This is a genomic window from Rossellomorea marisflavi, assembly GCF_009806575.1.
In the GTDB taxonomy this organism is placed as follows: Bacteria; Bacillota; Bacilli; order Bacillales; family Bacillaceae_B; genus Rossellomorea; species Rossellomorea marisflavi_A.
Genome location: NZ_CP047095.1, coordinates 413,516 through 428,240, shown reverse-complemented (window position 1 = coordinate 428,240; position 14,725 = coordinate 413,516). Strand labels below are relative to the sequence as shown.

Here is a 14,725-nt window from a genome sequence, read left to right as displayed (position 1 = left end):
TTATAACCCCTCCTTTTAGGATTGGGGTGTCTAGTAATAAGGGGGCAGCACACATGCCTGCGGGGTCTCACATCAGCTACACTTCCCGCAGGAGTCTTCGTCTTGCACTCCAATCAACCGCTGGAAACAATGAAATAGTAAAATAACTTAAAAACCCGAATTCATTTGCCTTATTGCAAGCAAGTGAATTCGGGTTTTACTATGACTAAAACACTTTCGTCACAGCTTTTTCATCGGGTATACTTTTGGGAAGGCTGGTAGCTTGCCTTCATCATATATTCATATTGCAGGAGTTTCACTTCGAATAAGGTGATCGGGTCGAAATATCTTTCGGGATCCGCCTTCATCTCGCTCAGAAGTTCCTTGTCCTCCTTGATTTCCCCTTCCGTGCCTTTGATGGTCAAAGACAGCTGATGGAAAGGTTCTGCATAGAAGGAGCGGATATCCTGTTCCAATGATTTTTCGAAAAGATCGAACTGAAGGAAGAATTTCGTCACAACGGATTCTGTGATATCCCCGTAGTCCTCATTCTCCAAGTACCGTTTGTACTGATTGTAGAGGAGCGTCTTGTTCTGAGGCAGTACGCCCAAGAGCTTCCCGGCGCTCTTCAATAGGAACTGGGCAGGCTTGAAGCGGAGAAGGATATTCTCCTTATCGATCTGAGCCCTCGTTCCCATGCGGCTTACATCCCGTCTCCAGTCATCGAGCACCTGATCATCACATTGAAGGACGACGCGTTCTTCCCCGAACAGTCCATTAAAAGTCGAACTCATCTCGTAGAGATACTCCTGGCTTTCCTGCAGTTCATGCTTCGAAGCTGCCATCCATTCCTGAAGGGAATCGAGGTATCTCGGCATGAGATCGTTCTGGAGATATTCCTGTATCCGCGTATTCATCGCTTCATTGAGCTCGGTATGGATATTTTTATAGTCACTTTCCTCGTTAATCAGTTCAGAGCACTTATGCAGGATATTCGGGATTTCCGTCCTGATTTCCTTTTTGACCGCTTCTTTGCGCTCGTGGAAGGAATCTTTGATCAGAGCGATTTTCTCTCCCTGCATATCACCGAGATGATTGTGGAATCCATTCAGTCGTGACAGGATGTCTTCATTTTTTGCAATGCTTTCTTTCAAGGCGATTTCTTTATTCTTGCGGATCGAATACAGATCCTTCAAGGTTTTACGCACGAGGTAGAAGAGCTTCGTCCCTCTCTCTGCTTTGATATACGCGGGACTCATATCATAATGGCGGGTCATGAATGCTTCTACACCTGTACGCTGGATGGAAACGGCCTCAAGGGACGAATACGGCAGCACTTCCGCTTCAGGGAACCACTCCTTCGCCTTTCGTTCCACGGACTCGATCACATCATCGGGATGTACCTCCACCTTATCCATTTTGTTCAGCAGGAAGTTGATCTTGACGGGCTGATCGATTTCCTGCAGCCTGCGGAGCACTTGACGGTCCTCGGCATTGAACGGAGCCTCGGCGTTCAGCACGTACAGCAGACCGTCTGCCACCGGATAGAACGAAGCAAGATCATCCTGATGCCTTTGACCGACCTGGACATCGATAAGTACGGCACTGTTTTTCTTCAGGAAGTCTGAAGGGATCTTGTACTCAACGAACGCTTCCCTGTGCATCACTTCTTCGAAATCAGCGATGCTCTCCACCCGGCGGACGCCTTCCCCATGGATTTCACTTACTTCGACAGGCTGGTCGTGATAGGTGTAGACCACAGTGGAGCCTTCTGATTCCCCGATACTCTCACCAAGGACAGACTGCACGAAGGAAGACTTTCCACTTGAAACGCTTCCTGCGACGACAATATGGTTCCTGCTGTAATCCATCAGCTGCTCGGACATCCATTTTGTCTTGTAGCCTACAGGTACGCGGTTCGATTCAGACCAGGCCATGATCCGGTTAAGGAAGAGGAGGACATCCTCAAAGCGGGCATCTTCTGCCGACTCGATGAGCAGCGCCTCGGCTTCTTCCGCAACCCCGGGCTCAAGGGAATACGAGAACACATCGTTCCATGCAAGCACGGCAGAAGCCGCAAGCAGGGAAGATCCGGCACGGCTCACTTTGAGCCAGTTTGTCACAAGACCAGGCATGAAGGGCTGCAGATCATGGATAAGATGACCACTTTCCATGAAGCCGTTGAAGGATTCCTTATAAAGGGAAAGGATATCATCCCACGATTCATGGGTCTCGACCTGGACGTATTCAAAAATGGTGTTGATCGTCTGCATCCACTCGATATGCAGGGCAGGTTCCACCTTATAGCTGTTCCAGAACGCCGAGACAAGTCCGCGGAATTGTCTTGAATCGCTCTCGTAGGAAGCAATGAGGAGGTCGTGGAAGTACGCAGGGGCAAACGATGTGATATACCCTTTGACCGCGTACTCCTCAAGAACGGAAAACCATTTGCCGTCCTTCGTGCGGAGCGCTTCCCTCACTGCAAGCTCGATGGCATTATTCCAATCCTGCTGGCCCTCGTAGAACGCACGGGCGATCGATGAAACATTTGGATAGTCCGGGTCGATGCCGAGCGCCTTCTCGATGACACGGTATGCTTCCTGAATCTTCTCACGTTCAATGTAAAGGGAGAATAATTGCAGGGATACCTCCATCGTCAGTACGACTCCGTCGGTTTGGATGGCCGTATATACATCTTCGGCGGAAGATAGCATCCCGAGCTCGTAATAAGCATCTGCGATATTCTTCTTCGCCCATGGCTCACGCTCGTTCTGTATGCTCTCCCACTTGAAGATGGCCGCTTCATAATCCTTGCAGTGGAAGTAGACTTCCCCTTGCGCAAAGCGGATATCAGTCAGGTCATAAGGCTCATTCTTCTGTTCTTCGACGAATGCAGCACCCAGGACCTCGATGGGATGGAGATTCCTTCCGGTGTCCCCTGTGAATGTTTCATGGAATGTTTTTTCCATTAGCAGTTTTTCTTCTGTCATAATATCCTCCGTTAAATGCGGAACCAACGATCCGCAGACTGATCTATTTCTATCATTCTAACAGAATTTCACCGTGATAAAATGTCATTTCCTTTTCATTTTGCGAATGGTCCTTTATACCATGGTCGCATAGACCTTCATTCATTACAGAACAAAGGACTATCCACTTCCAATGGCGGCATAACCGCATTGAAAAGGGATAGTCCTATCATCATACCACTGTCGCGCGACTCGTAAACTACGAGGCAGCCTGATGCACCAATTTCTTCTTCCTCCCGTGGAAAATCGCGATAAAAAAGGCAGCCAGCAGGAAAACACTTGAGATCTGGAACAAGATCCCGATCTCGATATACTGTGCCAGTACACCGAATACGAGCCCGCTCAGCCCGATTCCGAGATCGATGGATGAGAAGAACATTCCATTTGCGACTCCGCGTCTGTGCTCCGGTGTCAACGACAAGGTCCAGGATTGAAGCGTCGGAATCAGGGAACCGAAACCTATTCCGAATAAAACTCCTGCAATGGAGATCATGACATCCGAATGGGCATACGAGAGCACCCACATTCCGATGAACGTCACGGCAATGCAGAACAGGACGAGCCCCTTCGGCCCCTTCTGATCGAACCATTTCCCCGCAATCGGCCTTGAGAGCGACGCCAAGATCGCATTGAAGAGGTAGAAGAGGAAGATATGGTCGATGCCCCGTTCGTCTCCGAATATCACGATGAATGTCACGATCGTGCCGTAGCCGAAGGTGATGACGATCGTGATGAAAGCCGGGAACCAACTTGACTTTTCAATAAGGGAGTCCCGATAGGAAAAGGTCAGGTTCTCTTTTTTCGTCTCCTTGACGACCTTCGGGGTCTGATAGCGCACAACCGCCAGCAGTAGCACCGCAATGAGTCCCAATATACCAGAGGTGATGATCAGATTCGTGAAGGTCGTGACCTGGTAAAGGTAGATTCCGAGACTCGGAGCGATGATCATGCCGATCGTGATCGACAACCCGTAATAGCCCATCCCCTCACCAAGCCTTGATTTCGGGACCACATCAACGGCCGCAGTGCCGTTGACCGTCGTGGACCATCCCCACACCAGACCGTGAACGAACCTGAACAACAGGAAGATCAGGACGACGCTGGATAGAGGATAGATGATCGTGATGGCGAGGAGCATGGCCGCTCCCCCCAAGACGAGGGGCTTCCTTTCTTTATACTCAAGCATGAAACCGATGAACGGACGGCTGAGGACCGCACCGAGGGAAAATAATGTTGTGACCAGTCCGATTTCAAAACCCGATGCCCCAATCGATTTGATATAGGGCGGAAGCGTCGGGATGAGCATCTGGAATGACATGAATACAAACAGGTTCCCTACCATCAACATCACAAAAGACCGTGTCCACAAGGGATCTTTTGCATGAATCATAGAAACCCTCCTCTCTTCTGACTTCGTTCCGCTGGGGAGGCAGGTTTTTGCCGGAGCCGTAACCACCTCCGGCTTCCCTTACCCGACTGGGATACATCCTCCCTCCCCTGCGATACGACTATTTCGAATTACTAAATAATAACACAAAGTTGTAGGAAGATGGCGCTTTTATAAGGAAAGTCCGGATTTTTCCACTATTTCAAGGAACCCTTGGACCTTCACCGTTGAAATGACTGGGTATTCCACTATAATGAGAGTCAGACAAGTGGAAAAATTCAAACAGAATGGAGGATGACATGTGGATTATTCCTTACGTCCCTTAGGAGATCATGCCCTCGTCATCGAGGCAGGTTCCTCCATCGATCACGCTACCCATGTGAAAGTCAGGAGCATCTGTTCTGCCATCGAAGAAGCCGATCCAGCCTGGATCACCGATATCGTACCAGCTTTCACCACGGTCACACTTCACTACGATCCTATGAAGCTCGAACACCCGGACCGCCTCCCTTACGAAACGGTAATGAATAGAATACATACGATCCTTTCTTCCATCCCTCCCGGAGCCGAGGAAGAGCCAAGGACAATCGAGATACCGGTCTGCTATGGGGGCGACTTCGGACCGGACTTGGAGTCTGTGGCAGAATGGAATGACCTGACTCCCGAAAAGGTGATAGAGTTGCACTCCGGTTCTCCTTACCTGGTTCATATGATTGGTTTTTCCCCCGGATTTCCGTATCTCGGCGGCATGCCTGAAGAAATCGCTACTCCGCGAAGAAAGGAGCCGCGTCTCCGGGTTCCACGTGGCTCCGTCGGCATCGCCGGAAGCCAGACAGGCATCTATCCCCTGGAAAGCCCGGGTGGCTGGCAGCTGATCGGCCGGACACCTGTCGCTCTGTTCGACACTCAGGCTTGTCCTCCCGGCATATTACAGGCAGGCGACCGCCTCCGATTCAAACCCATTACCCCTCAAGAATATAAAGAAATGGAGGCCAGCCGATGATTGAAGTCTTAAAACCCGGATTACTGACGACCATACAGGATTTGGGAAGGACGGGGTTCCAGCAGTACGGAGTCTCCGTAAGCGGCAGCATCGATCACCTTGCCCATAAAGTGGCGAATTTATTAGCGGGTAACGAGAGCGGTGCAGCCTTGATCGAAATCACCCTTACAGGACCTCACCTGCGTTTCCACGGGCAGACCCTCCTCTCCATTTGCGGAGCCGATTTCTCCCCGACCATCAACGGGGTTCCACAGCCGCTCTGGAAGCCCCTTAGAGTGGATGAGGGGGACATCCTCCGGTTCGGCACCCCGAAAGAAGGATGCCGTGCTTATCTGGCCGTTGCCGGCGGGATCGAAGTACCTGAAGTGATGGGTAGCCATAGCACCTACCTCCGGACAGGGATCGGGGGGTATAGGGGCAGGGCGTTACAAAAGGGTGACAGGCTTACTGTCGGCACCCCCTCATGCCTTGCCAAGGAAATGAGCAATGAGCTCTCCATGAACCCCCAAACGGACTGGTCGATCCCATATGAGCTCATCGGTCACGCCCGTTCGCGGGCGATCCGCATCATGCCGGGAAATGAGCATGGCCACTTCCAGAAGGAAAGTCGGGAGGCACTTTTCAATCAATCCTACACTGTGTCTCCCCGGTCGGACCGGATGGGCTGCCGCTTATCGGGACCCGCCCTTCAGACCGAAACTCACCGGGATATGATTTCTGAAGCCGTCACAACCGGGACCATCCAAGTACCTCCTGACGGCCAGCCCATCGTGCTCCTTGCCGATAGGCAGACCACAGGGGGATACCCAAGGATCGCCGAGGTCGCTTCCATCGATTTGCCGCGGGTCGCCCAGGCGAAGCCTGGCGATGAATTGAGATTTGCCCCCATCACCCATGAGGAAGCCCAGAGGCTGTATCTACGGCGTGAAAGGCAGCTGAGAGAACTCAGACAGGGAATCTCCCTGAAATACGTGTGAAGACAGCAAAAGCGCCCTTCAAAACGAAGGACGCTTTTGTTTATTCCGTTATGATCTGTTTCACGCGACCCACTTGTCCGTCTTGCAGGCGGACCTTGATGCCGTGCGGATGCTGAGGCGAATTGGTCAGGATATCTTTGACGATCCCCCTGGTCAACGCACCGGAGCGCTGATCTTTCTTCAGGACGATATCCACTTCGATACCCGGTTTGATATTCACACGCTGTTGTCCGTTCATGTTCACTGCTCCTATCTTAGGACCTGTCAGTCCTCGTCTTTCACATCAGGGTCTTCCGGTATCGGCTCATTCCAATACTCGGCAAGCTGACGCTTCATCTTCTCCATCTGTTCAAGATGATGGGTGAATTGCTCTTTATAGATCAAATACCGCTCTCCATCGTGTACAGCCCGGACCTTCCGTTCAAGGATGAGGCTTTCGATATAGGCGACAGGGAGGGAAAGATACTCTGCTGTTTCTTCAATCGTCAGATACATGGGGGTCCCCTTCCCATTCAATACGCGCGACGGCTTCGCAATGCATCGTTTGCGGGAACATATCCACAGGCTGTACCTCTTTCGTCCGGTAGCCACCTGCTTCAAGGATCTTCAGATCCCTTGCCAGGGTGGCGGGGTTGCAGGACACGTAGACCACCTTCTTCGGCTTCATGGAAAGGATGGTGTTCAAGAGTGCTTCATCGCAGCCTTTACGTGGAGGGTCGACGACTAGGACATCGGCTTTGATGCCCTTCTCATACCAGGAAGGAATGACGACTTCGGCGGGACCTGCCTCGAATTCTACATTATCCATCCCGTTCAACGCCGCATTCTTCCGCGCATCCTCGATGGCCTGAGGGACAATTTCCACTCCATACACTTTCTTCGCCTTCTGCGCAAGGAATAATGAAATGGTACCGATTCCGCAGTAGGCATCGATGACTGTTTCTTCTCCCTGCAGGTCGGCAAATGCCAAAGCCTGATCATAAAGGACCTTGGTCTGCTCGGGATTCACCTGATAGAATGACCGTGCCGAGATGGCGAACTTCACATCCCCGATGCTGTCATGGATGACTTCTTCTCCCCAGAGCACCCGGGTGTCGTCCCCCATAATCACATTCGTCCGTTTGCCGTTAACATTGTGGACGATGGATTTCAAACCGCTGAACGATTCGGTGAGCCCCTTGATCAAGGTCTCTTTATGAGGAAGATCTTTGGTCCGCGTGACAATGACCACCATGACTTCACCCGTGGTGAATGCGGTCCTCGTCATGATATGACGGAGGACACCCTTATGAGACTGTTCATTATAAGGCTGGATCCCGAGGTCTGCGCATAGATCCTTCACCTTCTGGATCACTTCATCATTCTTCTCGTACTGGATGATGCAGTGATCCATATCAATGATTTCATGGCTTCGCTTCTGATAGAATCCGGCCACCAACCTGCCATCTTGAAGCCCGACGGGTACCTGTGCCTTGTTACGGTAACGCCACGGATCTTCCATACCAAGGACAGGATGGACAGGGAGATCGCGAAGCTTCCCGATTCTCTCGAGGACATCGCGGACGTTCTTTTCTTTTGCCTGAAGCTGCCCGTCATACGTCATATGCTGGATTTGGCACCCGCCACATTCCGAATAGATCGGACAGGGAGGCTCCTGCCTGAAGGGACTGTCACTGTGCCTTTCCACCAGGCGCCCGAATCCGAAGCCTTTTCCGACCTTCACAACTTTGACGCGACCGGTTTCCCCAGGAAGGGCGTCCGGCACGAAAATCGGGAACCCCTCCACTTTTGTCACGCCATTTCCATCATGGGTCAAATCCTCGAATCGTGCATCTTCTATATATTCATTTTTTGTAATGGGTACTATTCTTTTCATGTCGATCTTCCTTTTCAGATTTCATCTCATGATTGTACCATAAACACGTCCGCGGGACGAAATTAGGAAGGGGTTTCAGCCTTCATCCCCGGACGGATGGACCGGATGGCCGCCTGCAGATAGGAGATGAAACGCTCGTCGCCCTCCCCTTCTTCGATCGCTTCCTGGATGCAGACAAAATTATCGATCAGATGGTCTGGTTTCATGCCTCTGCTCACCAGGACGCTGTTCAACCAAACGGCGTAGTCGACGAAAACCTTCTCTTCCCCCACATCCGCAGCCGATTGTAGATAGTTGAAATGGTGGACATTGTCCTCCCGGCACTTTCTCCGCCCTTCTTCACCGAAACGATCCTGAAGTTCCGGATAACGCTTATATAGCTTTTCCACGACATCATCAATCAAGAGTTGGTCCTGCATCAGTATGCCACCACCTTGAACTTATCGATGGATGGCACGATGGCAGCAAGCCCCTGATCCGGGTATTTCTTCTCAAGCTCATGAATCCTCTTGAAATCTTCCCCCTGAACCCAAGTCAGGAAATGTTTCTTTGTATCCCATTCCATATGTACTGTTATTTCCCCAGACTTCTTCTCATTTTGCAAAAGCAGGAAGCGCTGAAATCCTTCCGCCTGATCCACCAGTCCGGAACGATTTTGGTAGATGGAGATGACTTCATCGGCTTTTTCCGGCGGAACATTGAATGTTGAATGAACGATATACATGGCCCTCACCCTTTCATGGCTCATTGGTCGTACTTGTTTCATACACTGTACCACACGAGGTATTAGTCAGGAAACAATTCCTATTGACCGGAAGCCGGATTTACGAGAATATGAGGGCGATGAACCCCATCCCCTAGGGCTTTTCAGTGGAAAGTCTGTCAATTCCTGACTCGTTTACCTTCACCGCTCAAGGGGAATGGTGGTAGGTAGAAACCAGCATCGTGCCGGAACAAAGTAGGTAGATACTATGAATGAAGAATTTCTTGTAAATATGATCTTGCTCATGAACGTCCTGATAGGGGTATTCCTCACCCTGAAGACCCGCAGCTGGTGGCTCCCATACATACTGATAGGCCTGACATTCCTCGTCCTGACATTCGGATTCGGCGTTTCGCTCCTGTTGAAATCGGAAACCATACTCGCCTACCTTTTCGTTTTCGTAGTCAGCCAGCTTATCTGGGTTTTCTTCTACGTCATGGCCGCCCACATCCTTTCATGGGTCGTCCGGAAGGTCCCTTTTCGTCATAAGCAGCAGATCGGATGGATTTTCCTGATCGGCTTCCCGGTCGTCTTTTATCTGGTCGTCCTCATGTAGAAGAATAACGGATCACGACAAAAAACCGGATTCCATGCATTTCGATTGAAATCGCAATGGTCATCCGGTTTTTTAATTCTTCATCACAGTGCCTTGTCTTCCGGTCGGATCTTATCTAACGGGACAAACACCTGGAGATGGCGGTAAAGATTCTCGAATTCGGCTGGAAGGACACCACCGAGCTCGCCGTCTACGTTCAGCTGCACTTTTTCCTTCGCCTTGATCTTGATGCGGTTGGCCTGCGTATAAATGACGTGCGGATCCTTGACATGATCCCCTCTTAGGGCCATGGACGCAATCCGGATGAATTCTGCCAGGTTGGTCTTTTTCAGTATCAACAAAGAGAATAATCCATCATTGATCGACGCATCCGGGGCAAGCTTCTCAAAGCCGCCGACAGAGTTTGTCAGACCGATCAAAAACAGCATCGCTTCCCCTTCGAACAGTTTCCCGTCATACTCGATCGATACATCGGTCGGCTTGATGGAAGGGAGCATTTCGATGCCTTTCAAGTAATAGGCGAGCTGTCCGATCATCGTCTTCAGCTTGCTCGGCACTTCATATGTAAGTTCCGTGATCCTTCCGCCACCTGCGATATTGATGAAGTAGCGATCATTCATACGTCCGATATCGACCGGTATCGACTCGCCCTTCGTGATGATATCGATGGCAGAACTGATATCCCTCGGAATATGGAGGGCCCTGGCAAAGTCATTCGTCGTTCCCATAGGGACGATCCCAAGCTTGGGACGGTAGTCCTGTTCGGCAAGACCGTTCACGACTTCATTGAGCGTGCCGTCCCCGCCTGCAGCCACCACGATATCATAACGCCGCTCCACGGCGATCTGAGCAGCCTTTGTTGCATCCCCTTCACAGATCGTTGCATGGACAGAGGTTTCGTAACCTGCCTGTTCCAGCTTGATCAGTACTTCGGCAAGATGCTTCTTGAAGAGCTCCCTCCCGGAAGTAGGATTATATATAATTCTTGCTCGTTTCATCCATCATCATCCTAATCTTATTTGAATTCCATAAGTCTGTTCGTTTCCACTAGTACCATCATACACATATACGTCCGAAATATTCATTTGGGCATCTGACCCGACGCACAATATCATACCTCTTTTCAAAAGAAAAATCTAATGAATTGTCAATGTGTGGAGGATTGTCACGGAAAAAGATCGATCTTCCTGTCTTCAAGGAAGCGGATTGAATCACGGAGAGCCAAGGAATCGAATTGATACACTTCCTGGATGATTTCCTTCCATTTTTCAAAGTCCTTCATTTGATATTCGCGGATATTCCGGTAGGTCATGACCTTCAGGGACCGGTTCCTGAGGAAGTAGCATTGATTGCCTTGGAAGCGGACCGCAGTGATCCTCCTCATCGTGACATTTTCGTCCGTATCGGCATAGGAAGCTTCGATATCCGGTACAAGCTCTTCCTCATTAAGGGGCACCCATTCGATCACTTTTTTTACGAACGATTTCCCATTGGAGCGCCTGTCGATTTCGAACTCGACATGGTCCTTCTTCGAGAAGATGATCTCTTCACCGAATCCATGGAGGATGTGCTTTTGTCTGGACTCAAGCTCGATCGGCTTCATGATGGGGGATCCATACCCTACATCGACATATAGTTTCCTGCCGTCGATGGTGACCATCAGACCGAGATGACCGGGCTTGACACGTACAAAGTGGCATTCAAACCCGAGACGCGTCAGAAGCCTGCCAAAGTTGATGTTCAATGTGAAACACGTCCCGCCCCACCCCCTTGAATGGAGATTGTCCACAAAGGTATCAAGGGACGGCACATACGTCTCGCCTGAATTAAAGTAATGGAATTTGCTGAATGTCTCATAGGGGATCTTCAGAAGATGCTGGCCAATGAGGCGCTGGAGATAATTGAGCGTCGGCTTTTCTATTTTCATATGTAAAAATTCCACATAGTTCGCTACTGCATGCATGCTATCACTCTTTCTGCATAATCATTTCCTTCAGGGCTGCAGACCCCTTCTCTTCATGATAAAGGATTTTGCCCAGGGATTCCCGTTACGAAATTGTTTCAGTAGGTTCATGATAGCAAAAAAGCGGCCATACGGCCGCTCTTTAATTCTTTGTCCCTTCCGACATCTGTCTCACATTTCGATCAACGGTCTTGTTCAGGTCGGGGGTGAATCCATTCTTCATTCGTTCATTCTCTTGTTGGAAGTAGGCTTTGACTTCGTCATCGAATTCAATCTCGATGAGATCACGCAGGTCCGTGATCCTGAGGGCGATCATGATGGATACAAGATGGGCGACGGTGAGTGACTTTTTCTTAAAGTTCACCAACTCATTGATCGTTGCCACACGCAACCCGGTCAAGCGATGAAGGTCCCCCTGCGTCAATCCTCTTTCTTTTAGGATATCTCCTAATTTTATGTGAATTTTATGGGGAAATTTATTCAGTGATTCAATCACGATTGAATTTGTCTTCTGGTGGATCACATTGCTTCAACTCCTCATTCATAAACATCTTACCGTGAATGTCAGTGTTCGTGAACCGGAAAAAACTACCAATATATGAGGTACTAATTACCATTACCCCATGTATTCGCATCCAAAACAAAAAGGTACGGTTTTCCCATACCTTTTGTCATCTCCCGTTACATCAGGATGCTCTGAACGAGGCTTGTTTTCAGGCTGTCATAGACTTCCTGCCAAATTGTCTTGTCCGTAGAATATAAATTCCCGAGTCGTTGAATCATTTCCTTTTTCTTCAGTGGGAAATCCTCATGATCCTTAGGTGGCAGCTTGGCGTTCTCATCATCTACCACTTTCTTCACCATAGGGGCCCTCGGTCCCCAGACCATGCGTTCCTTTCCTTCTCCATCGATAAAGATGAAGATCGGGATCGAACGCGACGTCCCGTTGGTCAGATACTGATCCATGAGTTCAAGATTTTCATCCCTCAGAATCATCTTCACCTCGATACCAGCCGCTTCGGCAAGCTTCAACAGAATGGGGATATTGACCATGGCATCTCCGCACCAATCTTCTGTGATGGCAATCACCTTCAGGGAATGCTCCCCGATCCGCTCCAGCAACTCACGGTCCTCTTCAGGAATCGAGAATTTTTCCAGGATCGAAGCCGTCCGTTCTTTGTTTTCCTTCATATATTCTAAATAGGCGTCAGATGACATCGCCTTTTGATACCACTGCATCAAGTCCATAAAAGGTTCCTCCTTCAATCGGCATAGTGAGAAATGAATTGTCTCATTATGCCTATAAGCATATAATATAAGAAAACGTGAGATAAGGGTAGATTTATTATCGTCCGGTTCACTTTTGTTCACATGTAGACAGTATTCGTGTAGAGTGCCCGTTTTCTAGGGGTCATGGAAAATCATTCTCACCCTTTCCACCTCTCACTATACCAAATAACGGTAAAAACACCTTGACATAACAATGACCATCCACTACATTTATTTTTGTCGATATCTGTTCGTCCACCCCGGGAGAAAAAAAAAAGAATAGCGCGAGGCTATCCGGAATTTCGGTACTCCAGAGGGTGAATGGGTCAAGAAGAGAAGTATCCCCGGTACATCTTTCCTTTACAGAAAAAAAGCTGACTCATCGTCAGTGGTTGATTCTCACACATTTTGTGACTTACCTAATATTTGTGCAACTTTTTTGTAGTAGTAGTTCAGCTCGACCAGGTTATCTGCCTCCTTCAGCCGTTCTAGATACTGCTGGGCTTTGGCATACTGCTCAGGTGGCAGTTCAACCTTGATTCTTTTGTTCTTCCACATCGTCAACAGGTTTCACCTCATTATGATTTGAAGATCCTCCCTTAGAGGTCAGTTCGAGCTGATAATGAGATAGCTCTTGAATATAAGACGCCTTCGTCTCTGCAAGATTTTGTTCGATTTTTCGCGTGATGACGGAACTTCCCCCGATTCCCGATAATAAACTGATATAGATGATATACCAGACCGGGACTGTATCAACAACTGGCAGCACGGATATGAATCCGGCCAATACCCCGATGATGATGTCCTTGACCGAACCAAACACATAGTGTTTCTCACCCTGGTCATCGATGAATTTCCGTGGGAAAGTGAAATGACCATTCTTGAATACCAGGATATGTCCCAAGCCCCCAATACCACCCATCAACATTGGTAACAGAATCACTTCGATTATGGACATTCTATCCACCCTCTGGAATCATTTACTATTATTATATTTTATTTACAGAAAATTCAGAATAAGCAATTGGACGCAATTTTGTCCATCAAAGGAGCAGGAAAATGAGGAAAATCGTGATGAAAGTCTCGTCTGTCGACAAACTTCGATTCCAAAACTATATGATGCACTTAAAACGGGCAGAATCCAAGATCGAAGCCGATACGTATTACCGTCTCGCCAAGCAGATCCTCGAAAAGGCCAAACGAAACAACAAGTGATGCTGACGCATGAATTTATCGCGCTCTGACCCGGAGCTCCATAACTTGATGCGTCACCTGCACTCTGAACTATCCTATTCGATCCGATCTTGTCTTATGACCGAATGCTTTTTCCTCCCGGGAACCGGCCCAAAGGGAATAGGACTGATGTTCATTCACCCCCATATAACCTCTCCATGGCTCAATCGCAGAAGCCTTGCGGAACCACCGCTTTCCCCCTGCCACAGGGTCTTTTTTGTGCTCAAACTCAAAAACTGCTCATGAAGAACAGGAATCACCCGGTCCCCCTCTTAACTAAGCCACCCGACAACCATTCTTACCTATTCGCTCCTCAAAACCCAAGAGTACACTGAACGGCCCCCGCTCCACTGCCCTCCTTGTCAGTAAGGACCAGGAAGCACCACCCTTCCCTAAAACCAAAACACCAAGCTCCGATTACCTTTCAATCCCAAAGTCAGAACCAAAGAGTGCATTGCAGCGAAAGGCTTGACTCCTGCGGGAAAGGAGGACTGGCGAGACCCCGCAGGCACGAGGAGGCTCGATCTCCTCCCCGCGGAAAGCAAGCGACTGCAGCGGAAAGGAACGGACCCATCCCACTGCTTCCTCATCAGAATTGGAAAAGAAGCACCATCTCCTCTATACAACCAGCAGGATGTCGGTATGCGATCTGTCACTTTTCAATCCAAAATCAGAACCAAAGAGTGCATT

Annotated in this window: 17 protein-coding genes; 4 read left to right on the top strand and 13 right to left on the bottom strand. The window is 49.3% G+C overall.

Translation table 11 applies throughout. The features are described 5' to 3' along the window. Nucleotides 1-230: 230 nt before the first annotated feature. Nucleotides 231-2,969: a GTP-binding protein gene (locus D5E69_RS02270; protein WP_159129141.1), complete on the bottom strand. Its 2,739-nt coding sequence runs from the start codon at nucleotides 2,967-2,969 to the stop codon at nucleotides 231-233. A 238-nt stretch (nucleotides 2,970-3,207) separates the two neighbouring features. Continuing rightward, complete coding sequence (locus D5E69_RS02265; protein WP_048012162.1) at nucleotides 3,208-4,398, bottom strand: MFS transporter; 1,191 nt, start codon at nucleotides 4,396-4,398, stop codon at nucleotides 3,208-3,210. A gap of 298 nt (nucleotides 4,399-4,696) precedes the next feature. On the opposite strand from D5E69_RS02265, the gene pxpB reads away from it, so the two are divergent. Together pxpB and D5E69_RS02255 are read left to right on the top strand one after the other, a co-directional pair. Next, on the top strand, nucleotides 4,697-5,398 hold the full coding sequence (gene pxpB / locus D5E69_RS02260) for a 5-oxoprolinase subunit PxpB (RefSeq protein ID WP_159129140.1): 702 nt from the start codon (nucleotides 4,697-4,699) through the stop codon (nucleotides 5,396-5,398). After that, the gene (locus tag D5E69_RS02255; RefSeq protein WP_159129139.1) at nucleotides 5,395-6,375 is read left to right on the top strand and encodes a 5-oxoprolinase subunit C family protein; all 981 of its coding nucleotides are present in this window, start codon (nucleotides 5,395-5,397) and stop codon (nucleotides 6,373-6,375) included. The genes pxpB and D5E69_RS02255 overlap by 4 nt, the downstream gene beginning before the upstream one ends. A 40-nt stretch (nucleotides 6,376-6,415) precedes the next feature. On the opposite strand, the gene D5E69_RS02250 is transcribed toward D5E69_RS02255, so the two are convergent. The 5 genes from D5E69_RS02250 to D5E69_RS02230 form a co-directional block, all read right to left on the bottom strand. Further along, nucleotides 6,416-6,613 (bottom strand): YwbE family protein, encoded by a 198-nt coding sequence (locus D5E69_RS02250; RefSeq protein ID WP_048007545.1) that lies wholly within the window; start codon nucleotides 6,611-6,613, stop codon nucleotides 6,416-6,418. Nucleotides 6,614-6,639: 26 nt separating this feature from the next. Continuing rightward, entirely contained in the window at nucleotides 6,640-6,870 is a 231-nt protein-coding gene (locus D5E69_RS02245) for an excisionase family DNA-binding protein (RefSeq protein WP_048007544.1), read from the bottom strand. Beyond that, nucleotides 6,854-8,251, bottom strand: coding sequence for a 23S rRNA (uracil(1939)-C(5))-methyltransferase RlmD (rlmD, locus tag D5E69_RS02240; protein WP_048007543.1), 1,398 nt, complete (start codon nucleotides 8,249-8,251; stop codon nucleotides 6,854-6,856). Before rlmD ends, D5E69_RS02245 begins: the two co-directional genes overlap by 17 nt. A gap of 62 nt (nucleotides 8,252-8,313) precedes the next feature. After that, nucleotides 8,314-8,670, bottom strand: a complete 357-nt coding sequence (locus D5E69_RS02235) for a hypothetical protein (protein ID WP_048007542.1) — start codon at nucleotides 8,668-8,670, stop codon at nucleotides 8,314-8,316. Continuing rightward, nucleotides 8,670-8,975, bottom strand: coding sequence for an antibiotic biosynthesis monooxygenase family protein (locus tag D5E69_RS02230; RefSeq protein WP_048012157.1), 306 nt, complete (start codon nucleotides 8,973-8,975; stop codon nucleotides 8,670-8,672). The genes D5E69_RS02235 and D5E69_RS02230 overlap by 1 nt, the downstream gene beginning before the upstream one ends. Nucleotides 8,976-9,222: 247 nt before the next feature. On the opposite strand from D5E69_RS02230, the gene D5E69_RS02225 reads away from it, so the two are divergent. After that, entirely contained in the window at nucleotides 9,223-9,570 is a 348-nt protein-coding gene (locus tag D5E69_RS02225) for a hypothetical protein (protein ID WP_048012156.1), read from the top strand. Between the two features lie 83 nt (nucleotides 9,571-9,653). Here the strand turns inward: D5E69_RS02225 and D5E69_RS02220 are convergent, their stop codons facing one another. The 6 genes from D5E69_RS02220 to D5E69_RS02200 all read right to left on the bottom strand — a co-directional run bounded on the left by D5E69_RS02220 (nucleotide 9,654) and on the right by D5E69_RS02200 (nucleotide 13,730). Further along, nucleotides 9,654-10,568, bottom strand: coding sequence for a diacylglycerol kinase (locus tag D5E69_RS02220; RefSeq protein ID WP_048007539.1), 915 nt, complete (start codon nucleotides 10,566-10,568; stop codon nucleotides 9,654-9,656). A gap of 167 nt (nucleotides 10,569-10,735) precedes the next feature. Continuing rightward, entirely contained in the window at nucleotides 10,736-11,533 is a 798-nt protein-coding gene (locus D5E69_RS02215; protein WP_048012155.1) for an arylamine N-acetyltransferase, read from the bottom strand. A 142-nt stretch (nucleotides 11,534-11,675) separates the two neighbouring features. Beyond that, entirely contained in the window at nucleotides 11,676-12,029 is a 354-nt protein-coding gene (locus tag D5E69_RS02210) for a helix-turn-helix domain-containing protein (protein ID WP_262370594.1), read from the bottom strand. Nucleotides 12,030-12,214: 185 nt separating this feature from the next. Then, complete coding sequence (locus D5E69_RS02205) at nucleotides 12,215-12,781, bottom strand: thioredoxin family protein (RefSeq protein WP_048007536.1); 567 nt, start codon at nucleotides 12,779-12,781, stop codon at nucleotides 12,215-12,217. A 420-nt stretch (nucleotides 12,782-13,201) separates the two neighbouring features. Continuing rightward, nucleotides 13,202-13,360, bottom strand: coding sequence for a hypothetical protein (locus D5E69_RS23460; RefSeq protein ID WP_156450566.1), 159 nt, complete (start codon nucleotides 13,358-13,360; stop codon nucleotides 13,202-13,204). Then, complete coding sequence (locus D5E69_RS02200) at nucleotides 13,332-13,730, bottom strand: DUF4257 domain-containing protein (RefSeq protein WP_160140957.1); 399 nt, start codon at nucleotides 13,728-13,730, stop codon at nucleotides 13,332-13,334. Before D5E69_RS02200 ends, D5E69_RS23460 begins: the two co-directional genes overlap by 29 nt. Nucleotides 13,731-13,861: 131 nt before the next feature. Between D5E69_RS02200 and D5E69_RS02195 the strand changes: the two genes are divergently transcribed. After that, nucleotides 13,862-14,017, top strand: a complete 156-nt coding sequence (locus D5E69_RS02195; RefSeq protein WP_156183310.1) for a hypothetical protein — start codon at nucleotides 13,862-13,864, stop codon at nucleotides 14,015-14,017. The last annotated feature ends 708 nt before the right edge of the window (nucleotides 14,018-14,725 follow it).